The 20,063-nt window shown below is 71.3% G+C and carries 24 protein-coding genes; 13 read left to right on the top strand and 11 right to left on the bottom strand.

Annotated elements, in window-relative coordinates; all coding sequences use genetic code 11:
• Positions 1-13 precede the first annotated feature (13 nt).
• Entirely contained in the window at positions 14-748 is a 735-nt protein-coding gene (locus ACIBG7_RS26415; protein WP_397337922.1) for an SDR family oxidoreductase, read from the bottom strand.
• Positions 749-849: 101 nt separating this feature from the next.
• Between ACIBG7_RS26415 and ACIBG7_RS26410 the strand changes: the two genes are divergently transcribed.
• Positions 850-1,467 carry a TetR/AcrR family transcriptional regulator gene (locus ACIBG7_RS26410; RefSeq protein ID WP_397337921.1) on the top strand — a complete coding sequence of 206 codons (618 nt, stop codon included), beginning with the start codon at positions 850-852 and terminating at the stop codon, positions 1,465-1,467.
• Positions 1,468-1,495: 28 nt separating this feature from the next.
• On the opposite strand, the gene ACIBG7_RS26405 is transcribed toward ACIBG7_RS26410, so the two are convergent.
• Positions 1,496-2,926: a M81 family metallopeptidase gene (locus ACIBG7_RS26405; protein WP_397337920.1), complete on the bottom strand. Its 1,431-nt coding sequence runs from the start codon at positions 2,924-2,926 to the stop codon at positions 1,496-1,498.
• A 41-nt stretch (positions 2,927-2,967) separates the two neighbouring features.
• Positions 2,968-4,104 (bottom strand): ROK family protein, encoded by a 1,137-nt coding sequence (locus ACIBG7_RS26400; protein WP_397337919.1) that lies wholly within the window; start codon positions 4,102-4,104, stop codon positions 2,968-2,970.
• A 203-nt stretch (positions 4,105-4,307) separates the two neighbouring features.
• Between ACIBG7_RS26400 and ACIBG7_RS26395 the strand changes: the two genes are divergently transcribed.
• From ACIBG7_RS26395 to ACIBG7_RS26380, 4 genes are read left to right on the top strand one after another with little or no spacing between them, the layout of a single operon-like run.
• Positions 4,308-6,035, top strand: coding sequence for a peptide ABC transporter substrate-binding protein (locus tag ACIBG7_RS26395; RefSeq protein ID WP_397337918.1), 1,728 nt, complete (start codon positions 4,308-4,310; stop codon positions 6,033-6,035).
• A 2-nt stretch (positions 6,036-6,037) separates the two neighbouring features.
• Positions 6,038-6,997 carry an ABC transporter permease gene (locus tag ACIBG7_RS26390; RefSeq protein WP_357932323.1) on the top strand — a complete coding sequence of 320 codons (960 nt, stop codon included), beginning with the start codon at positions 6,038-6,040 and terminating at the stop codon, positions 6,995-6,997.
• A complete protein-coding gene (locus ACIBG7_RS26385; protein WP_357932326.1) occupies positions 6,994-7,872 on the top strand; it encodes an ABC transporter permease in 879 nt (292 codons plus the stop codon). The genes ACIBG7_RS26390 and ACIBG7_RS26385 overlap by 4 nt, the downstream gene beginning before the upstream one ends.
• A gap of 16 nt (positions 7,873-7,888) precedes the next feature.
• A complete protein-coding gene (locus ACIBG7_RS26380; RefSeq protein ID WP_397337917.1) occupies positions 7,889-9,898 on the top strand; it encodes a dipeptide ABC transporter ATP-binding protein in 2,010 nt (669 codons plus the stop codon).
• Between the two features lie 24 nt (positions 9,899-9,922).
• On the opposite strand, the gene ACIBG7_RS26375 is transcribed toward ACIBG7_RS26380, so the two are convergent.
• On the bottom strand, positions 9,923-10,810 hold the full coding sequence (locus tag ACIBG7_RS26375; RefSeq protein WP_357932331.1) for an endo-beta-N-acetylglucosaminidase H: 888 nt from the start codon (positions 10,808-10,810) through the stop codon (positions 9,923-9,925).
• A gap of 281 nt (positions 10,811-11,091) precedes the next feature.
• Here ACIBG7_RS26375 and ACIBG7_RS26370 point away from each other — a divergent pair, with 281 nt between their 5' ends.
• Entirely contained in the window at positions 11,092-11,448 is a 357-nt protein-coding gene (locus ACIBG7_RS26370) for a DUF2809 domain-containing protein (protein WP_357932333.1), read from the top strand.
• A gap of 1 nt (position 11,449) precedes the next feature.
• Here ACIBG7_RS26370 and ACIBG7_RS26365 read toward each other — a convergent pair whose 3' ends face one another.
• Complete coding sequence (locus ACIBG7_RS26365; protein ID WP_357932336.1) at positions 11,450-12,304, bottom strand: LysR family transcriptional regulator; 855 nt, start codon at positions 12,302-12,304, stop codon at positions 11,450-11,452.
• A 58-nt stretch (positions 12,305-12,362) separates the two neighbouring features.
• Here ACIBG7_RS26365 and ACIBG7_RS26360 point away from each other — a divergent pair, with 58 nt between their 5' ends.
• Positions 12,363-13,181, top strand: a complete 819-nt coding sequence (locus tag ACIBG7_RS26360; protein WP_397337916.1) for an alpha/beta fold hydrolase — start codon at positions 12,363-12,365, stop codon at positions 13,179-13,181.
• A gap of 5 nt (positions 13,182-13,186) precedes the next feature.
• On the opposite strand, the gene ACIBG7_RS26355 is transcribed toward ACIBG7_RS26360, so the two are convergent.
• The gene (locus tag ACIBG7_RS26355) at positions 13,187-13,780 is read right to left on the bottom strand and encodes a TetR/AcrR family transcriptional regulator (RefSeq protein WP_357932341.1); all 594 of its coding nucleotides are present in this window, start codon (positions 13,778-13,780) and stop codon (positions 13,187-13,189) included.
• A gap of 77 nt (positions 13,781-13,857) precedes the next feature.
• Between ACIBG7_RS26355 and ACIBG7_RS26350 the strand changes: the two genes are divergently transcribed.
• A complete protein-coding gene (locus tag ACIBG7_RS26350) occupies positions 13,858-14,235 on the top strand; it encodes a DUF4345 domain-containing protein (protein WP_397337915.1) in 378 nt (125 codons plus the stop codon).
• 218 nt (positions 14,236-14,453) lie between these two features.
• Entirely contained in the window at positions 14,454-14,660 is a 207-nt protein-coding gene (locus tag ACIBG7_RS26345) for a hypothetical protein (protein WP_397337914.1), read from the top strand.
• On the opposite strand, the gene ACIBG7_RS26340 is transcribed toward ACIBG7_RS26345, so the two are convergent.
• Positions 14,614-15,291, bottom strand: coding sequence for a winged helix-turn-helix transcriptional regulator (locus ACIBG7_RS26340; protein ID WP_397337913.1), 678 nt, complete (start codon positions 15,289-15,291; stop codon positions 14,614-14,616). The genes ACIBG7_RS26345 and ACIBG7_RS26340 overlap by 47 nt on opposite strands.
• A 65-nt stretch (positions 15,292-15,356) precedes the next feature.
• Between ACIBG7_RS26340 and ACIBG7_RS26335 the strand changes: the two genes are divergently transcribed.
• A complete protein-coding gene (locus tag ACIBG7_RS26335; RefSeq protein ID WP_357932355.1) occupies positions 15,357-15,737 on the top strand; it encodes a hypothetical protein in 381 nt (126 codons plus the stop codon).
• Here the strand turns inward: ACIBG7_RS26335 and ACIBG7_RS26330 are convergent.
• The 3 genes from ACIBG7_RS26330 to ACIBG7_RS26320 all read right to left on the bottom strand — a co-directional run bounded on the left by ACIBG7_RS26330 (position 15,677) and on the right by ACIBG7_RS26320 (position 17,276).
• Positions 15,677-16,267: an ATP-binding protein gene (locus ACIBG7_RS26330; RefSeq protein WP_397337912.1), complete on the bottom strand. Its 591-nt coding sequence runs from the start codon at positions 16,265-16,267 to the stop codon at positions 15,677-15,679. The genes ACIBG7_RS26335 and ACIBG7_RS26330 overlap by 61 nt on opposite strands.
• Before the next feature lie 80 nt (positions 16,268-16,347).
• Positions 16,348-16,635, bottom strand: a complete 288-nt coding sequence (locus ACIBG7_RS26325; protein ID WP_397337911.1) for a DUF6204 family protein — start codon at positions 16,633-16,635, stop codon at positions 16,348-16,350.
• Positions 16,623-17,276 (bottom strand): TetR/AcrR family transcriptional regulator, encoded by a 654-nt coding sequence (locus ACIBG7_RS26320; protein WP_357932365.1) that lies wholly within the window; start codon positions 17,274-17,276, stop codon positions 16,623-16,625. The genes ACIBG7_RS26325 and ACIBG7_RS26320 overlap by 13 nt, the downstream gene beginning before the upstream one ends.
• Positions 17,277-17,351: 75 nt before the next feature.
• On the opposite strand from ACIBG7_RS26320, the gene ACIBG7_RS26315 reads away from it, so the two are divergent.
• The 3 genes from ACIBG7_RS26315 (at position 17,352) to ACIBG7_RS26305 (ending at position 19,028) form a co-directional block, all read left to right on the top strand.
• Complete coding sequence (locus ACIBG7_RS26315; protein ID WP_397337910.1) at positions 17,352-17,876, top strand: DinB family protein; 525 nt, start codon at positions 17,352-17,354, stop codon at positions 17,874-17,876.
• A 38-nt stretch (positions 17,877-17,914) separates the two neighbouring features.
• Positions 17,915-18,322, top strand: a complete 408-nt coding sequence (locus tag ACIBG7_RS26310) for a RidA family protein (protein WP_397337909.1) — start codon at positions 17,915-17,917, stop codon at positions 18,320-18,322.
• A gap of 79 nt (positions 18,323-18,401) precedes the next feature.
• Positions 18,402-19,028, top strand: coding sequence for a DedA family protein (locus ACIBG7_RS26305; protein WP_397337908.1), 627 nt, complete (start codon positions 18,402-18,404; stop codon positions 19,026-19,028).
• On the opposite strand, the gene ACIBG7_RS26300 is transcribed toward ACIBG7_RS26305, so the two are convergent.
• Entirely contained in the window at positions 19,009-20,043 is a 1,035-nt protein-coding gene (locus ACIBG7_RS26300; RefSeq protein ID WP_397337907.1) for an alpha/beta hydrolase family protein, read from the bottom strand. The genes ACIBG7_RS26305 and ACIBG7_RS26300 overlap by 20 nt on opposite strands.
• Between the last annotated feature and the right edge of the window lie 20 nt (positions 20,044-20,063).

The raw sequence follows: 20,063 nt of genomic DNA, 5'->3' as shown, positions 1-20,063 counted from the left end.
CGAGGCCGCGGCGTCAGGTGCGGGGGCCCAGGAACAGGCCGCCGCTGGCGTCGACGGTCTGGCCGGTGATCCAGCGGGCGGCGTCGGAGGCGAGGAACGCGACCACGTCGGCGACGTCGCCGGCGTCGCCGAGACGGTCGAGCGCGGTCGATCCGGCGATGAAAGCGGCCAAACCCGGCGGTTCGAAGACGGCGGAGTTGGCGGGCGTTCTGGTGGCGCCGGGGGCGACCGCGTTCACGGTGATCCCGCGGACGCCGAGTTCGTTGGCCAAGGTCAGAGTCATGGTCTCGACGGCGCCCTTGGTCATGGCGAAGGACGTCTGGGCGGGGTTGGCCATGCGGGTGGCTACTGACGAGATCGTGATGATGCGTCCGCCGTCGCGCATCAGAGGCAGCGCCCGCTGGATGATGAAGTACGGTGCCCGGACGTTCACCGCGAAGAGGTGGTCGAACTCGGCCCGGGTCGTGGTTCCGAGCGGGCCGGCGGGTGGAGCCGCGGCGTTGTTGACGACGATGTCGAGCGGCCGTCCGGCCAGGCCGGCCTCGACTCCCGCGAAGAGCTGGTCCACGTCGCCGTCCACGCCCAGCTCGGCCTGGACGGCGAGGGCGGTGCTGCCGCCGCGCTCGATCTCGGCGACCGTCGCCTTCGCGCCGTCCTCGTCCGTGCCGAAGTGCACGATCACCGTCGCGCCCCTGGCCGCCAGCCGGGTCGCGATCGCCTGGCCGATGCCGCGAGAGGCTCCGGTCACCAAAGCGGTTCTGCCGTTCAGGTCGTCCATGTGTGCCGCCGCTCCCGTCTGTTAGTCACTACCTGAGTGGTAGTCACTATCGCGGTGGTAGTGTCTATCACATGCCTGAGGAGCCCTCAACCCTGCGAGCGCGACGACGAGTGCAGACGCAGCGCACGATCCAGGCGCATGCGACCCGGTTGTTCAGCGAGCGCGGATATGACGCGACGACCATGAACGATGTCGCCGAGGCGGCCGGTGTGTCGCCCATGACCGTCTACCGGCACTTCCCGACCAAGGAAGACCTCGTGCTGAGCGACCAGTACGGCGAGCTGATCGCGGAGCGGGTGGCCGCCTCGCCCGCCGGTCAGCCCCTGGTTCGCCGCATCGGTGGGGCGCTCGTCGCGGCGGCCGCCGCCCTGACTGGCGACGACGCGGCGGCGGATCGGCGGTTTCTGCTCGTCCGCCTGCAGCTCATGATCGCGACGCCTGCGCTGCGGGCCAGGCATCTGGACAACCAGTACGCCCTCCAGCAGGCCATCATCGGTGCTCTGGAGGATGGCGACGCCGACCCCGACGCGGCGTTCGAGGCGCAGGCGGCGGCCAGTGCGTGCCTGGCCGCTCTGCACACGGCGATGGTGCGCTGGGCCGAGGACGACGGGCGGACCGATCTGCCGGGCCTGGTCGGCAAGGCCCTCGCGGCAGTCTTCGGCGATGATGTGGCCGGCCCCGCACGATGACCAGGAAGCCGGGGCGCGGCTTCCTCCGCTAAGAGCTCAGCGCAGCGTCGGCGTCCAGCGGGAAGATCGGCCGCTGCAGGTTCCGGTACGGCAGGCGCTGCAGGTCCTGGTCCACGCCTCCGGGGGTGAGGGCCAGCATCCAGTCGGCCGCCGCCTCGAAGAGCTCGGGCTCCAGGTAGCCGATCTTGACGGTGACCACGTCCACCTCGGCGACGTCCACGCCCAGCAGCCGGTAGGACTCCAGCAGCCGGTACTGCATGCGGCGCGAGGTGAGGAACACGCTCAGCCCGCCGATGCGGACGCTGACCACACGACCGCCGTCCGGGTCGTCGGCCACGGCCTCCAGGACGCCCTCCAGCAGCAGCGGCCCCGGCGGGCGCGAGTCGATGCGGCCGCCGGCGCGCACGGCGACAGGCGAGCCGATCGGCAGGTGACCGATGCGGGCCACGGCCTCGGGGTCGAACAGCGAGGCGAAGACCGCGCGGACCGATCCGCCGGCGATCTCGGGCCGGGCCAGCATCCGCTCCAGGGCGTAGGTGACGTCGTCGGCGCCGCCCGCACCGGGGTTGTCGCCGGAGTCGCTGATGAAGTACGGCCGGGCCGCGCCGTCCTTGAGCGCGGCGTCCAGGCACTCGTCCATGGTGGCCGCCGGCGCGACGAAGGCGAAGTCGTCGCGGGCGTCCCAGAACGCCTGCCCCAGCTCGCGGGCGGCCTGCTCGGTGGCGGCGGCGTCGGTGCCGGTGGCGACGACCGCGCCGGTGCAGCGCGGCTCGTCGGCCCAGGCGAAGCCGATCCAGATGGCCGCGTCGATGACGCCGGGCCTGGCCTCGATCTCGGGGATGCGCGCGTACAGCCCGCGGGCGGGCTCGACGCGGGTGCTGGTCATCTCGCCGGGCAGCAGGATCGGCACGTGCACCAGGGACTTGTGCGGGCGCCGGCCCAGGCGGAGCGCGTCCACCAGGTTGCGGGCGGCGCGCTCGCGGGTCTCCCACACGTCCACGTGCGGCGCGGTGCGGTAGCAGGTCAGCAGGTCGCAGCCGGCGAACAGGGTGGGGGAGACGTTGCCGTGCAGGTCCATGGCCGCCGACACGAGGGGTTCGGCGCCGATCACCTCGCGGATCGCGGTGATCAGGTCGCCTTCGGCGTCCTGGCGGCCCACGACGCTCATCGCGCCGTGGATGTCCAGCAGCACGCCGTCGAAGCGGCCGTCGGCCAGGCCTTCGACGATCTCGGCCCGCCACGCGTCGTAGGCGGCGGGCTCGACGGCCCCGCCGGGCAGGGCGCGGGCGTGCACGAGCGGCACCCATTCCACGTCGGCGGCCCACGCGTCGCCGCGCCAGCCGTACCGGTCGAGCAGGGCTTGGCCCCGGGTGACGTCGAAGTCGGCCGCGCCGCTCAGGTGCGGGGAGAAGGTGCTGGACTCGATGTGGATGCCGCAGATGGCGATGCGCAAGGACACGGTGCTGCTTTCTGCTTTCTACGAGTTCGCTCGGGGAGGCGCTAGGCCGGGCGGAGGTCGGCCGACTCGCGCAGGAGCCGGCCGAGCCCGATCAGTGCCGCGTCGCGGCCGGCCAGGCTCGCCTCGATGGACAGCGTCTGGGTCAGGGGCGGCAGGCAGCGCTCGTAGAGCATGCCTCGGACCGCCGCCACGTAGACGTCGAGACTCGACAGCGAGCCGCCGATGACGACGCTGTCGGGGTTGAGGAAGTTGACCAGTCCCGACAGCGCGACGCCGAGCAGCCGGCCCGCATGCCGTACCAGAGTGACCACCGCGGGATCGGCGTTGACGGTGGCGGCGATGACGTCGCGCGTGCTGGTCACCGGCAGTCCGCGCCCGGCCAGCTCGCGGGCGAGCGCGGCGCCGCTGGCGGCGGTCTCCAGGCAGCCGCGGCTGCCGCAGGAGCACTCGCGCTCGCCGCTGTCGGCCACCCGCACGTGGGTGACGTCGCCGCTCAGGCCGCGCCCGCCGCGGTAGACCTGGCCGCCGCTGACGAGGCAGCCCCCGATGCCGGTGCCGGCCTTGACGTAGATCATGTCTCCGGCCTCGCGGCGGGCGACGTGCTCGCCGATCGCGGCGGCCTTGGCGTCGTTGTCGACGACCACGGTCGCGTCGAAGCGGTCGCGCAGGTCGGTCTGGGCGTCGTAGCCGCTCCAGCCGGGCATGCGCGCCGGGCCGATGAGCCGGCCGTGCGGGAACTCCACGGGCCCGGGCAGGGCCATGCCGACGGCCAGGAGTCGCTGGCCCGGCGCCTGGGCGCTCCTGAGGCGCTCGAAGATCGCGGTGACCTCGTCGAAGATCGCCTTCGGGCCTGCTCCTATGTCGACGGGGGACTCCTCGGCCGCCAGCAGGACCCCGGCGGGCGAGCAGAGACCGACGCGGGCGTGCCGGGCGCCGAGCTCGGCCACGGCGAACACGCCGCCGGCCTCGCGCAGCCGGAGGATCTTGGGCCGGCGCCCTCCGGTGGAGACGCCGACGCCCTCCTCCAGGATCGTGCCCTCCTCCAGCAGGCGGCGCACCACGCTGGAGACCGTCGATGGAGCCACCTGCAGGGTCTCCACCAAGTCCGCGCGGGAGGTGGCCTTGCCGCTGGCCAACAGGCCCAGCGCCTGCTCCCGCAGATTGGCGGGCTCCGACATACCTCTCCTCCCTGACGGACACGTTGGTGTCCATCATCGAGCACGAAGACGATCACCGAAAGATGTCTCCGCCGCGGACTCTATCCCGAAAAAAGCCGACTGAACAAAGTGGATTTTTCGCATTGACTTAGGACTTGTGCCTCTATACATTCTCCGGCTGAACGGCCCCTGGAGGGCACACCCGCGTCTCGACGAGGAGAACCATGGGGACGAGAACCCGCATCGTGTGCGGCGTGGTGGCGATCGGACTCGGCCTGACCGCCTGCAGCGCGGGCGCCGGCAGCAGTTCGCAACAGGGCGGCGCGCAGGGCAAGGACACCGTGACCGTGGCCTTCCGCACGCCCAACTGGATCCTGCCGATCTCGGCCCCCGGCTTCACGCAGGGCGAGAACGACATCTTCTCCACCGCCCTGTACCGCAAGCTGTACGCCTACAAGCTCGACGGGTCCAGCGCCGACAACGTCGACCCGCAGCGCTCGCTGGCCGAGCCGCCCGCCGTCAGCGACGAGGGCAGGACGCTGACCATCACGCTCAAGGACAACACCTGGTCCGACGGCAAGCCGATCACCACCAAGGACATCCAGTTCTGGTGGGACCTCGTCACCACGAACAAGGACAAGTGGGCCTCCTACCGGCCCGGCGGCTTCCCCGACAACATCGCCGACTTCAAGGTCAAGGACGGCAAAACCTTCTCGCTGACCACCAAGAAGGCCTACAACGCCGCCTGGTTCGTCGGCAACCAGCTCAACCGGATCGTCCCGCTGCCCCAGCACGCCTGGGACAAGGGCGACCCCAAGAAGACCTTCGAGGAGCTGACCGCCGCCGCCAAGGACCCGAAGACCTACGCCACCAACCCGCTGTGGAAGACCACCAGCGGGCCGTGGAAGCTGCAGAGCTACGTGCCCAGCGGCGAGGTCGTCCTGGCCAAGCAGGACACCTACTCCGGTCCTGACAAGCCCAAGCTGAACAAGATCGTGCTGCGCCCGTTCACCGGCGACGACGCCGAGTTCAACGTGCTGCGCGCCGGGCAGATCGACTACGGCTACATCCCGCCGGCCAACCTCTCGCAGCGCCCCTACCTGGAGTCCAAGGGCTACAAGATCGCCCCCTGGTACGGCTGGTCGATCACCTACCTGCAGCTCAACTTCAACAACCCGAAGAACGGCGCGCTGTTCAAGCAGCCGTACCTGCGCCAGGCGCTGCAGATGCTCGTCGACCAGCCCACCATCAGCAAGGTGATCTGGTCCGGCATGGCCTCGCCCACCTGCGGCCCGGTCCCGGCCAAGCCCGGCACGCCCGGCGGCCAGGGCTGCGTCTACCCGTTCGACCCGGCCAAGGCCAAGCAGCTGCTGGAGAGCCACGGCTGGAAGGTGACCCCCGACGGGCAGACCACCTGCGAGGACCCCGCCCTGTGCGGTGAGGGCATCGCCAAGGGCGCCCCGCTGAGCTTCACCGTCACCAGCCAGTCCGGCTTCGCCGCCACCTCGAAGATGTTCGCCGAGATCAAGTCGAGCATGGCCAAGGTCGGCGTCCAGCTTGCCATCAAGGAGGTCCCGGACTCCGTCGCGGTCACCCCGGCCTGCAAGCCGGAGGAGTCCAAGTGCGACTGGGACATGTCGTTCTTCGGCTCCCAGGGCAGCTGGTACTACCCGGCCTTCGCCTCCGGTGAGCGCCTGTTCCAGACCGACGCGCCGGTCAACCTCGGCAGCTACAGCAACCCCGAGGCCGACGCGCTGATCGAGAAGGCGCAGTTCTCCGCGGACGCCGGCGCGCTGCAGGAGTACAACGACTTCCTGGCCAAGGACCTGCCGGTGCTCTGGATGCCGAACCCGGTCTACCAGATCTCGGCCTACAAGTCGGGGCTCCAGGGCGTCGAGCCGCAGGACCCGATGAACCTGATGTACTTCCAAGACTGGTCCTGGAAGAGCTGACCTTGACCCGGTACCTCCTCACCCGCCTGGGCCAGGCGCTGGTCATCGTGATCCTGGTGACGCTGATCACGTTCGTGATCCTGCACCTGCTGCCCGGGGGCGCGGCGCGGGCCATCCTGGGCAAGGAGGCCACGCTGGAGCAGATCGCCGCCTTCAACCACGAGATGGGCTACGACCGGCCGCTGTGGGAACAGTACGCGCTGTACCTGCGGCGGCTGGCCGGCGGCGACCTGGGCTACTCCTTCCAGCTCAACCAGTCGGTGGCCGAGGCGCTCAGCCAGCGCCTGCCCAAGACCATGCTGCTGTCGCTGGCCTCGACCCTGCTGGCGGTCGTGGTGGCCGTCCCGCTGGGCGTGATCCAGGCGGTGCGCCGCAACCGGTGGCCCGACTACACCATCAACGGGCTGTCGCTGCTGGCCTACGCCACGCCGATCTTCTTCATGGGCCTCATGATGATCATCCTGTTCTCGCAGGTGTGGCCGGTGCTGCCGCCCGAGGCGCCGCAGGGCTTCACCATGGCCGAGGTGCTGGCCGACCCGGCGGGGCTGGTCCTGCCGACGCTCACGCTGGCGATCCTCACGGTGGCCGTCTACTCGCGCTACATCCGCTCGTCCATGGTGGACAACCTCAACGAGAACTATGTCCGTACGGCCCGCAGCAAGGGCCTGTCGGAGCGGCGGGTGATCGTCGGGCACACGTTGCGCAACGGCCTGTTCCCGGTCATCACGCTGCTCGGCATGTACCTGCCCGCGCTGTTCAGCGGCGCGCTGGTGGTCGAGCGGCTGTTCAACTACCCGGGCATGGGGCTGCTGTTCTGGCAGGCGGCGCTCAAGCGCGACTATCCCATCCTGCTCGGCGTCACGCTGCTGATCTCGGTGGCCACCGTGGTCGGCGCGCTGGTCGCCGACGTGCTCTACGCCGCGGTCGACCCGCGGGTGCGACTCAAGGCAGGCCGTACATGACCACTGAGCAAGAAGAGGCGCCCGTCGGCGGGATGTGGCGCCAGGGCCTCGAGGTCTTCCGCGAGAACCGGCTGGCCCTCGTGGGCGTGGGCATCTTCGTCCTGCTGGCGGCCTTCTGCTTCCTCGGGCCGCTCTTCTACGCGACCGACCAGGTGCACACCGACCTGACCAAGGTCTTCCTGGCCCCCGGCGTGGACGGTCACCCGCTGGGGACCGACGGCGTCGGCTACGACCAGCTCGGCCGCCTGATGCTGGGCGGCCAGACCTCCATCGTGGTCGGCCTGGCGGCCGGCCTGCTGGCCACCGTGGTCGGGACCGTGTGGGGCGCCATCGCCGGGTTCGCCGGCGGCTGGGTGGACGCGGTCATGATGCGGGTGGTCGACGCGATGATGTCGATCCCGGCGCTGTTCCTGTTCATGCTCATGGCCTCGATCGTCACGCCGACCGTGCCGATGCTCATCGTCATCATCGGCGCGTTCGCCTGGCTCGGCCCGGCGCGGCTGGTGCGCGGCGAGGCGCTGACGCTGAGCACCCGCGAGTACGTCATGGCCATGCGCGGCATGGGCGGCACCGGCGGGCGGGCCGTACGCAAGCACATCATCCCCAACGCCATCGGCACCGTGATCGTCAACGCCACCTTCCAGGTGGCCGACGCGATCCTGTACGTGGCCTACCTGTCGTTCCTCGGCCTGGGCGTGCCCCCGCCCGCGGCCAACTGGGGCGGCATGCTGTCCGACGGCCTGTCGGACACCTTCAGCGGCCACTGGTGGCTGCTGTACCCGCCGGGGATCGCCATCATCCTCATCGTCCTCGCCTTCAACTTCATCGGCGACGGCCTGAGGGACGTCTTCGAGGTCCGCCTCCGGCGGCGTTAGCAGGAGGTTTTCGCACATGGAGGCACCCGACCGGCCGCTGCTGCGGCTGCGCGACCTCAGCACCGACATCGCCCTGCGGCGGGGCACCGTACACGCGCTCGACCAGGTCAGCCTGGAGGTCAGGCAGGGCGAGACGCTCGGCGTGGTGGGCGAGTCCGGCAGCGGCAAGACCATGACCGTGCTGTCGATCATGGGACTGCTGCCGACCGGCGGCCGGGTCGTCGGCGGGGAGATCCTCTTCGACGGCCGCGACCTGCGCGGCCTGGCGGACGCCGAGCTGCGCCGGGTGCGCGGCGTCGAGATGGGCATGGTCTTCCAGGACCCGCTCACCTCGCTCAACCCCACCATGCGCATCGGCGCCCAGGTCGCCGAGCCGCTGCGGGTGTACCAGGGCGTGAGCAAGGCCGAGGCGCGCGAGCGGGCGGTGGAGATCCTGCGGCGCGTGGGCATGCCCCGCCCCGACAAGATCGTCGACGACTACCCGCACCAGCTCTCCGGCGGCATGCGCCAGCGCGTGGTCATCGCCATGGCGCTGATCCGCTCGCCGCGCCTGCTCATCGCGGACGAGCCCACCACCGCCCTGGACGTCACCACCCAGCGCCAGATCCTCGAACTCATCGACGACCTGCGCGAGGAGTTCAAGATGGCGGTGATCCTGGTCACCCACGACCTGGGCGTGATCGCCGGGCGGGCCGACCGGGTCGCCGTCATGTACGCCGGGCGGGTGGTGGAGACCGCCACCACGGCCGAGCTGTTCCGCGCGCCGCGGCACCGCTACACCGAGGCGCTGATGCGGGCCCTGCCCGAGTCGGCCGAGGACGGCCGGCTGTACAGCATCCCCGGCCTGCCGCCGGACCTGTCGCGCCCGCTGACCGGGTGCCGGTTCGCGCCGCGCTGCCGCATGGCCACCGACGAGTGCCGCACCACCGACGTCAGGCTGATCGAGGCGGGGAACGGGCACGACTACGCCTGCCTGCACCCGGTCACCGAGCCCGTCGCGATCACGGCCTCGGCCGGGACGGCCAGGGTCGCGGCCGAGGCCGGGACCGCCGGGCCGATCCTGACCGTGCGGGACCTGGTCAAGGAGTACGAGGCGGGCGGAGCCGGCCTGCGCCGCGCGGCCGGCCGGGTCAGCGCCGTGGCCGGCGTGTCGTTCGACGTCCAGCCGGGCGAGACGCTGGGCATCGTGGGCGAGTCCGGCTGCGGCAAGTCCACCGTCGGCCGCCTGGTGGCCGGCCTCGAAGCGCCCACCGGCGGCCGGATCGTCGTGGACGGCGCCGACCTGGCCGTGCTCGACCGCCGCGCCCGCCACGGCATGCACCGGCAGGTGCAGCTCATGTTCCAGGACAGCTACGCGGCCATGAACCCGCGCATGCGCATCGACGCCATCCTCACCGAGCCGCTGGAGATCCAGCAGGTGGGCGACGCCGCCTCGCGCCGAGCGCGGGTGAGCGAGCTGCTCGACCAGGTCGGGCTGCCCCGGCGGGCCCTGGAGCGCTACCCGCACGAGTTCTCCGGCGGGCAGTTGCAGCGCATCGGGCTGGCCAGGTCGCTGGCGCTGAACCCGAGGCTCATCGTGGCCGACGAGCCGGTCAGCGCGCTGGACGTGTCGGTCCAGGCGCAGGTGCTCAACCTCATGCGCGACCTGCAGCGCGACCTCGGCCTGTCGTACGTGTTCATCAGCCACGACCTGTCCGTGGTCGACTACATGGCCGACCGGATCGGCGTGATGTACCTGGGCAAGCTGGTCGAGGTCGGCCCGGCGCACCAGGTGGTCCGCAACCCGCGCCACCCGTACACCCGGGCCCTGCTCGACGCCGTGCCGGCGCCGGAGCCCGGCCGCACGCCCAGCCCGGACACGACCATCCGCGGGGAACTGCCGAGCGCGCTCAACCCGCCGTCCGGCTGCCGGTTCCGCACCCGCTGCCCGCTCGCCCAGGACATCTGCGCGACCGAGCCACCGCTGGCCGGTGACACGCACCAGGTGGCCTGCCACTTCCCGCTGGGCTCCGCCGTACCCGCCTGATCCGCAGGCGGGTACGGCCGGCCGTCAGGGCCGGTAGACGGCGGTGCTCCCGTAGAGCCTGCTGGTGAACGCCGAGATGTAGGAGGCCGTGTTCGCCGCCGTGAGGTTGTAGGTGAGGAAGGCGCCGTACCCCTCGTTGACCGTGCGCTGGGCCAGGCGCGCGGCGGTGGACGAACTGGTCGCGGAGAACGACACCGCGGCCGGGGAGAGACGCGACCTGGAGCTCGGGCCGCTCGGCACCGACCACGTGCCGTACCACGGGTTCCAGGCGTAGTCGAAGGTGTTGGCGATGCTCACCCCGTTGTAGCTCAGGCGGTCCGAGGCCGGGCCGATGTCGTACAGCGTGATGAGCTTGTCCGGCAGCTTCTGGCGCAACGCCGAGACCAGGTAGACGAACGAGAAGGCGTTCGGCTGGCCGGTGCCGTTGTTGCCGTAGCCCGCGTACTCGTCGTCGAAGTCGATGCCGTCGAGGCCGTACCTCCGCACCGCGTCGGCCAGTTCCTGGGCGAACGCGTCGGCGGCCTGCCGGGTCGGGAAGTTCGCGAATCCGGCGCCCTGGTGATTGCCGAGCACGGACAGCAGGACCTTGATGCCCTTCTCCTGCAGCGGGCGGACCTCGGTCGCCACGTTGTCCAGCACCCGCTGCACGTTCTCGTTGAAGTGCAGGTAGGCGCTCGTGCCGTTGTAGTTGATGTTGGCGGCGAAGATGACCGCGATGTCGAACACCTGCGCGCCGTTCCTGGCCAGCGTGTACTTCGCGGCGTTCGTCATGCTCTGGCTGTTGACCTCGATGTACACGACCGAGATCGGCCCGGTCTTCGCGCTCGGCCGGCGCTCGGCGTGCGCCGTGGCGGGTAACGCGACACCGGCGGCGGCTGCGGCCAGGCCGGTCAGGAGGGTCCTTCTCCGCATCAGCGATCCACTCATCGATCGGCTCCTCATCGTCGGGAGCGGGCAGGGGGTTGCTATATCGGTTAAGCCCAGCTCGCCGCCCGTGTCAGCGCCAGGCGGGGAGAGGGAGGTAAACCGGTATAGTGCCCCGATCATCAACAGCCCGGAGCCCGCTGTCAAGGTGTCACCGGCACGCCGATCGCGGAGAGGCGCTGAACGGCGAGCGCCACAGAGGCGAGCCTTATGATCGGCTTCGTCCTGATCGTCGAGATCGAGAAGACGTCAATCACATGCGCCGTGCCATGGTCCTTCTGGGTGGCGCCGCCCTCGCGGTCGGCGCGTTCGTGCTTCTCTACCAGGGCCCGGGGCAGCCGTTCGTCCGCGGTTATGTGAGCGACGTCAGCGCCACCATGCTGGTCTACGCGGTTCTCGGCCTGGTGTGGCGCACCACCACCGCCGCGCGTCGTGCGCTGGCCACGGCGGCGGTGGCCGTCGCGGTCGAGGTGTACCAGATGGTCGGCACGGCCCCGCCGGGCGTGGGCGGTGTGCTGGTCGGGGCGTTTCCCGATCCGTGGGACCTGGTCGCCTACGCCGTCGGGGTGGTCGTGGCTCTGGCTTGGGAGAGGGCGTCGGGCCGATCAGCGCGGCCGAGTCACTGACTCACGGGCTGGCCAGGTCGAGGAAGGCGCGGGCGGCCGGTCCGCAGTCGGTCGGGGACAGGACGGCCAGGGCCAGCGTCCGGGTGAGCCGCGGTTCGAGCGGCCGGGTCACGACCGCGCCGAGCTCGGCGGGCAGGCCGAGCGTGGGCACGATGCTGACGCCCAGGCCGGCGGCGACCATCTCGAGGATCGCGGACTGGCCTCCGGCCTCGTAGGCGATGTCGAGCTCGGCGCCGGCCCGGCGGGCGGCGTCGGTGATGATGGGCCGGCAGCCCGCCGTGGTGAGGATGAACGGCCGCCCGGTCAGGTCGGTGATGTGGAGGGTCTCCCGCCCGGCCAGGTGGTGTCCGGCCGGCACCACGGCGACCATCTCGTGGGTGCTGAGCGGGATGGTGTGCAGGCCGGGGGCGGGCAGGGTGACCACGCCGACCTCGGCCGCGCCCCCGTGCAGCCAGCCGCGGACGTCGTCGTCGGCCCCCTCGAACAGGCGCACCTGGACCTGCGGGTGGCGATCGGTGAAGGTGCGCAGCAGGCCGGCGATGAGGGTGCCGGTGGCGCTGGGCAGGCTGGCCAGGCGCAGCGGCCCGGTGACCTGGCCGGCGGCGGCTGCCACCTCAGGGCGGATGAGGTCGAAGTGCCGCAGCGCCTCGCGGGCGTGGGTGTGCGCCCGGCGGCCGGCCTCGGTGAGCGCGATGCCGTCGGGGTGGCGGACGAACAGCGGGGCGCCGAGTTCACGCTCCAGGCTGGCGATGGCGCGGCTGACCGCGGGCTGGGACATGCCGATCAGGTCGGCCGCCGCGGTGAAACCGCCGTGCTCGGCGACCGCGATGAGGGCGCGGAGCTGCGTCAACGTCATGGGGCCATATCTTAAGCGGTATTTGACCGTTTCCTCCCATTCCCCGATGGTTATGGCCATGCCTACACGCGAAACGATCGAAGTCGACGGCCGGAAGGCCAGCTATCTCACGGCGGGCGAGCACGGCCCGCAGGTGTTGCTGCTCCACGGCACCTACTGGAGCCGGGTCTGGCTGCCGGTGCTGGACGACCTCGCGGCGGCCGGGTTGCGGCCGGTCGCCGTCGACCTGCCCGGCCTGGGCCGCTCGGAAGGGGAGCTGACCCTGGAAACGGCCACGGTGCCGGCGCTGGCCGCCTGGGTGTCGCGGTTCGCGGCGACGCTCGGTATCGACGGGCCGGTGGGGGTGGCCGGGCACGACATCGGCGGCGCGATCGCCCAGCGGCTGCTGGTCGGCGGCGAGCTGCCGGTCGCCCGGCTGGCCCTGGTGAACTCGGTGAGCTACGACTCCTGGCCGGTGCCCGGCGTGCGGCGCTTCCGGGAGCCTGCCGTGGTCGCCGCGACCAGCGTGGAGGAGTTGCTCGCCGCTCGGCGCGTCGCCGTGTCCACCGCCCTGGCGCGGCCGGTCTCCGAGGCGGAGCTGGCCGACTACCTCGACCCGTGGCGCGATCTCCGCGTGGGGAGGTCCTGGATGGCGCTGGCCGGAGCGGCCGACTGCCGGTACACCCTTGAGCTCATGCCCGGCCTGGTCGCCTCCGATGTGCCGAAGCTGCTGGTGTGGGGCGAGGACGACACCTTCCAGGAGGTCCGCCACGCGCAGCGGTTCGCCGACGAGATCCCGAACTCCACGCTGGTCCGGGTGCCCCGGGCCGGTCACATCCCGATGGAGAACGACCCGGCGCTGGTCGCCCGCGCGCTGGCGGAGTTCTTCCTGGCCTGACGGCGTCACTCCGCCGGCGGGGGCAGCAGCGGGCCGAGGGCGCCCAGGGCCGCGCCGACGCAGATGTCGCGCAGTTGGTCGCGGGTGCACGTCTCGCGGGTGAGCCAGTCGACGCACAACACCTGGACGAAGACCAGCCACGCCTTCAGCACCCCGGAGACCGCCTCGCGGGCGTCGTCTCCCGCGAGGGGAAGGACGCCCAGGATCCGTTCCCTGAGCACGTCCAGCTCGTTCGCCATGATCGTCTGGATGACCGGGTCGCCGGCGAGGACCCGGTTCGCGGCGAGGACGGCGTTGCGGTTGGCCACGAAGTAGTCGAGATGGACGTCCATGCCCTGGACGAGCTGCTCCCGCAGGGACTGCGCGGGATCGAGCCGGGTGTCGGCGAGGAGCTGGTCGGCCGCCTGCTGGTAGACGGCGGCGAAGAGAGCCTGCTTGTTCGGGAAGTGCCGGTACAGCAGGGCCCGCGAGATGCCCGCCTCCTCGGCGACCTCCTCCATCAGCACGTCGGCGTACGGGTGCCGGGCGAAGAGCCGCGCGCCGACGGTGAGGAGCTGGGCGCGCCGCTCGTCGGGCGTGAGGCGCTGGCGAGGAGGCATGGGGAGAAGTCTAGTTGACACGCGTCTACTAGCGCGGCCATCTTGGTAGACACACGTCTACTAAGTTGGGAGAGATCATGGCCAAGGCGCTCCGCTTCCTCACGGTCCTGATGGGGTGGTCGTGTGTCCTGATCGGGCTGCTCCACGTCGCGCTCGGCAACGCGGCGATCCGCGGAGCGGCTGACGCCGGCGCGACGATCGACAGTTGGGGGCGTTTCATGGGCGCCGCCTTCACCGGCTACGGCCTGGCCTGGCTGTGGGCCGCCCGCCGGCGGCCCATCCCGGCCTCGGTGGTGCGCTGGCTGGCCGCCGTCTTCCTGCTGGGCGGGGTGGGGCGGCTGCTCTCGCTCGCGGTGTACGGCAGGCCGCACGGGTTCCAGGTCGTGCTGGCGGTGATCGAGCTGGTGCTGCCCCCGGTGTTCTTCTGGCTGGCCGACAAGGAAGAACGCGCCTGACGTCCTGCCGTGGGCGTTCAGGCGGAAGCGTGCCGTTCCGAAGTGACGGCGTGGCTGGAGAGGAGGGTCGCGGTGGCGAGGCTGCCCCAGGGCGCGACCGGACCGTGGGGTGCGAGAGCGGTGATGACCGAAGGTAGGACACGGTGGCACCACCCCGGCGAGCCAGCACGGTCCGGCGGGGGAAGCGGGACAGCGCGACGGCGACCGGGACCTGCCGCGTGACCACCAGCACCGTGTTGGCCACGAAGACGGCCGCCGTCCACACCGGCGAGGCGGGCAGCTCGGGGATGACCGGGGAGGCTGTGCCGTACGCGCAGCCGCGGAGCTACCTGGCCGTCGTCGCGACGGCTGTGGGGCTGGCGGTCGTCACGGCCCGCCTCACCCGGCGGCTCCACCCGGTCGAGGCGCTGGGGACTCGCGAGTGATCCCGGCCGGCTCGGGGAGCGGGAAGAGTGTGAGGAACCGGGACACGACGCCGTCCGGATCGTCGAAGGCGTGCTCCTGGCCGTCCCACAGGGCCGCGGACAGGGTGCCGGGGTCGGTGTCGAGGGTGGCGTCGGGCCGGTCGCACTCGCCGCGGACGGCTTCGAGATGGCCGTCGGCGATACGGACGCGGAACCGGTGCTCGCCGAGGTGCAGCGCGATGCTCGCGTGGAAGCCGCGCGCCGCGCGAGCGTCGAAGAGCGTCTTGAGCGACAGGACGAGCGAGTCAGGGCCGATGGGCGCATCGGTGCGCAGGGCGGGCGAGCGGCTGCTCCAGCGGCCGAGCTCGAGGATGAGCGGTTCGAGCTCGGCCCCCCAGCCGGTCAGTTCGTAGACCCAGGACGCCGCGGGGGGCGGGAGCTTGCGACGCTCCACGATGCCCGATTCGCTCAGCTCGCGCAGGCGCTGGGTCAGCATGTCGGCGCTCGCGCCCGGCAGCCCCGCGCGCAGGTCGGTGAACCTCTTCGGGCCCAGCAGCAGCTCGCGCACGATCAGCAGAGCCCAGCGCTCGCCCAGCAGGTCGAGGCCGTGGGCCACCGCGCATCCGTCGTCGTACTTCCGCCTGCCGGTCATGGAGGCCAGTTTACGTCCGAGTGGATGGTTGTTTTTTCCAACTAGATAGTCATAGAGTCCTACCTATGCCACAGTTCCTGATCGAGGCGCCCACCGGGATCGCCGACGACGCCAAGCGCAAGATGATGACCCTGATCACGGAGGCGATCGACGCCGCCTACCGGATGCCGGACGTGCGGATCTGGCTCCGGGAGTACGAGCCGGGCAACGTCGCCCAGGACGGCAGGATCGGCGCCGAGCCGATCCGGCCGCTCTGCTTCCTCGAAGCCCCCGAGCTGTCCAGCCTGGAGGCCAAGGGGGCCATGGCCGCGAAGATCCACGCCGCGGTCGCCGAGGCCTACGAGGGGCTCGCCAACACCGACGAGACGCTCATCCTGATGAACCACTACCCGCTGGAGAACGCGGGATGGGGAGGCCGGCTGCTCTCGGCGGGCAGCTCGACGTAGACGGTGGTGCCGGGCGGGGAGACGATCCGGCACTGGCCGCCGTGCGCCTCGGTGATCGCCTTGACGATGGCCAGCCCGAGTCCCGTGCCGTCCGAGCCGTCCTTGTGGAAGCGGTCGAACGCCCGCCCGAGGTCGGCCTGCTTGGCCTCCCGGCGGACCCGGGTGGCCGGGTGCAGGGTCCAGGTCTGCACGAAGCCGTCCTTGCTGGTGACCGTCACGCTGGTGTCGGTCTTGGCGGTGAGGGTGCCGCGCTGCCAGGTGTAGCCGATGAACGCCGTCCCCTTGTCGCGGACGGTCGCCGAGCCGTGCAACCCGACGACGAACAGGTTGTAGCGGCTGCGCAGCCCCGGCCCGCGCAGGGTGCGGTCCGCGGCCAGGATCTGGTCGGTGATCGTGGTGACGCCGTCCGGCAGGGGAGAGGGCTCGACCTGGACGGTGGGCGACGAGGCGGCGGTGGCGCTCGACGACGTGGCCAGGGTCATCGACGCGACCGCGGCGGCGGCCAGGCCGAGGGCGAAGGTCTTCTTCATGAAGGTCAGCCAAGTGGGGCCGGCTGGGATCGGCCGGGGAGAAACCTGGGAAATCCATGAGAGCCCGCCCGCCGGGATGTTCACGGTCGCCGGCGGACCTTGATCGTGCGCATGTCCGTCACGGCGACCTGCAGGATCTCGTGCGCGTACCCGTGCGCCTCCAGAGCGGCCATCGCCAGCAGGGCCGCGTCGTCCTCGTCGTCGTCCGCCCCGGCGGGCACCTGGCAGCGGAAGGTGAAGGCCGACCCGCTCGCGTCGCAGGTGAACGTGCCCGCCTCGGTGTAGGCGGGGCTGCTTCCCGCGGCCACGGCGGCCCGCTCGGCGGCGTCGAGGCCCTTGAACTTGCCCCTGATCGTCACTCTGAACACGGTCGTTCCTCTCGTACGGCATAGCCCAGCACCCGCTCGCCGAGCAGGCTCTCCATGACGTCCAGCAGGTCGAGGACCGCCTCGGCGATCGCGTCGGGCGGCTCGCCCGCGGCCGTCCGCCCGCCGATCTCGGACATGACCAGCGCGTGCAGGGAGCCGATGTGCCAGGCGACCGCGCGCGGCAGCGGATCGCCTTCGGGCGCGGCGGTCTCCTCGGCGAGGACGGCCGTCAGTTCGTCCGTCATCCGGCGGCCGAGGTCCTCCAGCCGGGCGGACAGCGTGGGCGCGGCCCGCATCATCTCCAGGACGCGCCCGAACCCGGCGCTCAGCCCCACGCGCCGCTCCCGGCCGCGCACCTCCGCCCGGAGCCGTGCCAGCACCGCGCCCATCGCGGACTCGCCCGGCGCGCGCTCCCGCACGATGTCGGCCAGCCGCTGCGGGGAGGCCTCCTCCGGCGGCAGGACGAGGTCCTCCTTGGACTCGAAGTAGTTGTAGAGGGTGTTGATCGACACCTCGGCGGCGGCGGCGACCTCGGCGATGGTCACGTTCTCGAAGCCGCGCTCCACGAACAGGCCGAGGGCCGTCTCGTGGATGCGCTGCCGGGTCTGCCGCTTCTTGCGCTCCCGGAGTCCTTCCTGCATAGGAGGACTCTACTGCAAATTTGCAGTGGATTATTGTTTTGCAATGGATGCACGGCCTCTGTCATTCTCGACCGCATGCCTGGATCCCGCTGCGAACTGCTGCGCTGGCAGTTCGACCTCACCTGGTCGCTGTTCGACTACCACCTCCAACTGCTGCAGCCGGCGGATTTCCTGTGGGAGCCGGCCTCCCTGTGCTGGACCGTGCGTCCTGACTCCGAGGGGGTCTGGAGGCCGGACTGGGCGGAGACGGAGCTCGATCCCGTCCCGGTGCCGACCATCGGCTGGCTGAGCTGGCACATCGGGTGGTGGTGGAGCGTGACCATCGATCACCTCGACGGCCGTGAGCCCCGGGACAGGACCGCGATCACCTGGCCCGGCGACGGGACGAGCGCCGTCGAGTGGTTGCGGGACCTTCGCACCCGGTGGCTGGCCGTGCTGGACCGCCTCACCGACGCCGACCTGGAGGCTCCTGCGCCCCCCTTCCCGTGGCCGCCGGACTCCGAGCAGACCGTCGCCCACGTGCTCGCCTGGGTCAACGCCGAGCTGATGAAGAACGTCAGCGAGATCGGCCAGCTCCGCCTGCTGAGAGCTGCTTCCTGACCGTTGTTCCGCTCCGACGAGAAGAGAGTTGTGCGGCCATGTCGAACGTCACCTTGATCCGCTCCGCTGCGTTGTCCGACGTCGCGGAGTACGCCTACGCGGCCACGGCCCCCGCCGGGTCGCGCTTCATCTTCCTCGCCGGCGCCTGTCCCCTCGACGAGGACGGCTCGACGGTGGCGATCGGGGACTACGCGGGCCAGGCGGCGAAGGCCGTCGAGAACCTGCGAACCGCTCTCACCGCCGCCGGTGCGACATTGGAGGACGTCATCAGCACCCGGGTCCTGGTCGCGTCGACCCGGCAGGAAGATCTGGGCACGGCCTGGCGGGTGGTCCGTGACTCGTTCGGCGAGCACGACGTGCCGAGCACCCTGATGGGTGTCACCGTGCTCGGCTACCAGGACCAGCTCGTCGAGATCGAAGCGGTCGCCGCCGTGCTCGACTCCTGATACGCGGCTTTCGTCCCCGTACCTCTATGGTGCCGGGGAGCGTAGATCATGGATGGACCGGCGGAACTGGGGGCGGCGCGTGGACTGGATCACGGAAGTCATTCACGTGATCAGCGATCTGCCCTTCCCGGCGGTGGGCGCGGTGGCCGGGCTCATGGCGTTCGCCGAGTCCGGCCTGGGCCTCGGGTCGGTCTTCCCCGGCGAGACGGGCGTGCTGCTGCTGGGAGCCGCCGCTGTCACGCCCGCGCGATTCGTCGTCCTGCTCTTGCTCGTGGCCTTGGGGGTGACGGCGGGTGATCACGTCGGCTACCTGCTCGGCCGCCGTTACGGCGAGCGGATGCGGGACCTGGCGGTGGTGCGGCGGCTCGGCGTGCGGCACTGGGACCGGGCCACCGGGGCGCTGCGCCGCTATGGGGCGGCGGCGGTGTTCCTCACCCGGCTCATCCCCGTCGTGCGCACCCTCACCCCGGCCGCGGCCGGCGCCGCCCAGTTGCGGTACCGGAGCTTCCTGCCTGCCTCGCTGGCCGGATCGCTGTCGTGGTCGGCGCTGTACGTGACCCTGGGCGCTTTCGCGGGGGCCTCCGCGGTGGAGCTGGAGAGGCTGCTGGGGCGCGCGTCCTGGATCCTGCTCGGCGCCCTGATCGTGCTCTTCGTCGTGGTCGGTCTGATCCGGCGCAGGCGGACGCTCAGTAAGAAGCGGGGCTGACTTCGGTGAGGAACCGGCGCTGGCCGTCCAGGAACCCGTCCGCGAACAGCGAGCGAGGGGCGAGGAGCGCGGTGAGCGTGACCAGGAGGTCCGACCGCTCCACGGACTGCTTGAGCAGCGAGTGGGTCGCGTCCGGGAAGTGCCTGACCGTCAAGGCGCCACCGGGGTCCAGGGCCTGGCGGTAGCCGCGCTCGGTGTCGGCGATGTCCACGTTGACGTCGTGACCGGCCAGGACGAGCAGCACCGGGATGCCGCGCAGGGCGGGGAGGTCCCGCGTGGCGTCCGCGGTGTGGTTCTTGGCGATGAAGCCCCAGCGACCGGCGGTCATGCCGTTCGCCTCGCCGCCCATGGCCGTGACGAACTCCGCGAAGCTCGCCCCGCGCCGCAGCAGCCGGCGGACGGTGTCGCTCCTGGTGACCTCCGCCTGGATGCGCGCCGGTGAGGCGCCGTCGGTCCGCAGCTCGGCGAGGAGGTTGTAACGCCCTTGCCGGAGCCAGTTGATCGCGGGCGAGACGGCGATGACGAAGCTCACCGGCGTCCTGGCGGCGATCTTGGGCAGGACCCAGCCCGCCTGGCTGGCGCCCCAGAGCCCGATCCGGTCGCCGTCGATGTCCGGGCGGGTGCGGGCCCAGGCGATCGCGGCGGCCGCCTCGTCGGCCCGGTCGTCCATGGTCTGGCCGAGCCAGTCGCCCGGCGCGCCCGCGACGCCGGGTTTGTCCCAGGACAGCGAGGCGTATCCGGCCTTGGCGTTCGCCTCCCACAGGGGCTTGTAGCCGTCGGCGTGGGTGGCGTCGACCGGGCCGTCGCCGTGGATGTACACGACCAGACCGTGCTGCTTGCGCCCGTCCCTGGGGGTGGCCAGCACGCCGTTGAGGGTGTGGCCGCCGTGGCGGATCGAGACCCGCTGCTCGTCCATGGCGTAGGAGTTCTGCCACAGCACCACACCGGCCGCGATCAGGGCGGCCAGGAGTGACCACAGGGCGAAGCGGGTGACGCGCCGGACCGTCGAGGACATGGGGTGACCGCCTCCGTATA

The sequence above is a fragment of the Nonomuraea sp. NPDC050328 genome (assembly GCF_044459405.1).
Classification (GTDB): Bacteria; Actinomycetota; Actinomycetes; order Streptosporangiales; family Streptosporangiaceae; genus Nonomuraea.
The sequence above is the reverse complement of the archived record's forward strand: the minus strand, read 5'-3'. Positions and strand labels throughout refer to the sequence as shown.

What these genes read in the sequence shown, in the direction of transcription:
- ACIBG7_RS26410 (WP_397337921.1), top strand. Translation starts at nt 850, where the DNA reads ATGCCTGAGGAGCCCTCAACCCTGCGAGCGCGACGACGAGTGCAGACG.
- ACIBG7_RS26400 (WP_397337919.1), bottom strand. Translation starts at nt 4,104, where the DNA reads ATGTCGGAGCCCGCCAATCTGCGGGAGCAGGCGCTGGGCCTGTTGGCC.
- ACIBG7_RS26395 (WP_397337918.1), top strand. Translation starts at nt 4,308, where the DNA reads ATGGGGACGAGAACCCGCATCGTGTGCGGCGTGGTGGCGATCGGACTC.
- ACIBG7_RS26385 (WP_357932326.1), top strand. Translation starts at nt 6,994, where the DNA reads ATGACCACTGAGCAAGAAGAGGCGCCCGTCGGCGGGATGTGGCGCCAG.
- ACIBG7_RS26380 (WP_397337917.1), top strand. Translation starts at nt 7,889, where the DNA reads ATGGAGGCACCCGACCGGCCGCTGCTGCGGCTGCGCGACCTCAGCACC.
- ACIBG7_RS26375 (WP_357932331.1), bottom strand. Translation starts at nt 10,810, where the DNA reads ATGCGGAGAAGGACCCTCCTGACCGGCCTGGCCGCAGCCGCCGCCGGT.
- ACIBG7_RS26370 (WP_357932333.1), top strand. Translation starts at nt 11,092, where the DNA reads ATGGTCCTTCTGGGTGGCGCCGCCCTCGCGGTCGGCGCGTTCGTGCTT.
- ACIBG7_RS26365 (WP_357932336.1), bottom strand. Translation starts at nt 12,304, where the DNA reads ATGACGTTGACGCAGCTCCGCGCCCTCATCGCGGTCGCCGAGCACGGC.
- ACIBG7_RS26360 (WP_397337916.1), top strand. Translation starts at nt 12,363, where the DNA reads ATGCCTACACGCGAAACGATCGAAGTCGACGGCCGGAAGGCCAGCTAT.
- ACIBG7_RS26355 (WP_357932341.1), bottom strand. Translation starts at nt 13,780, where the DNA reads ATGCCTCCTCGCCAGCGCCTCACGCCCGACGAGCGGCGCGCCCAGCTC.
- ACIBG7_RS26350 (WP_397337915.1), top strand. Translation starts at nt 13,858, where the DNA reads ATGGCCAAGGCGCTCCGCTTCCTCACGGTCCTGATGGGGTGGTCGTGT.
- ACIBG7_RS26340 (WP_397337913.1), bottom strand. Translation starts at nt 15,291, where the DNA reads ATGACCGGCAGGCGGAAGTACGACGACGGATGCGCGGTGGCCCACGGC.
- ACIBG7_RS26335 (WP_357932355.1), top strand. Translation starts at nt 15,357, where the DNA reads ATGCCACAGTTCCTGATCGAGGCGCCCACCGGGATCGCCGACGACGCC.
- ACIBG7_RS26330 (WP_397337912.1), bottom strand. Translation starts at nt 16,267, where the DNA reads ATGAAGAAGACCTTCGCCCTCGGCCTGGCCGCCGCCGCGGTCGCGTCG.
- ACIBG7_RS26320 (WP_357932365.1), bottom strand. Translation starts at nt 17,276, where the DNA reads ATGCAGGAAGGACTCCGGGAGCGCAAGAAGCGGCAGACCCGGCAGCGC.
- ACIBG7_RS26315 (WP_397337910.1), top strand. Translation starts at nt 17,352, where the DNA reads ATGCCTGGATCCCGCTGCGAACTGCTGCGCTGGCAGTTCGACCTCACC.
- ACIBG7_RS26310 (WP_397337909.1), top strand. Translation starts at nt 17,915, where the DNA reads ATGTCGAACGTCACCTTGATCCGCTCCGCTGCGTTGTCCGACGTCGCG.
- ACIBG7_RS26300 (WP_397337907.1), bottom strand. Translation starts at nt 20,043, where the DNA reads ATGTCCTCGACGGTCCGGCGCGTCACCCGCTTCGCCCTGTGGTCACTC.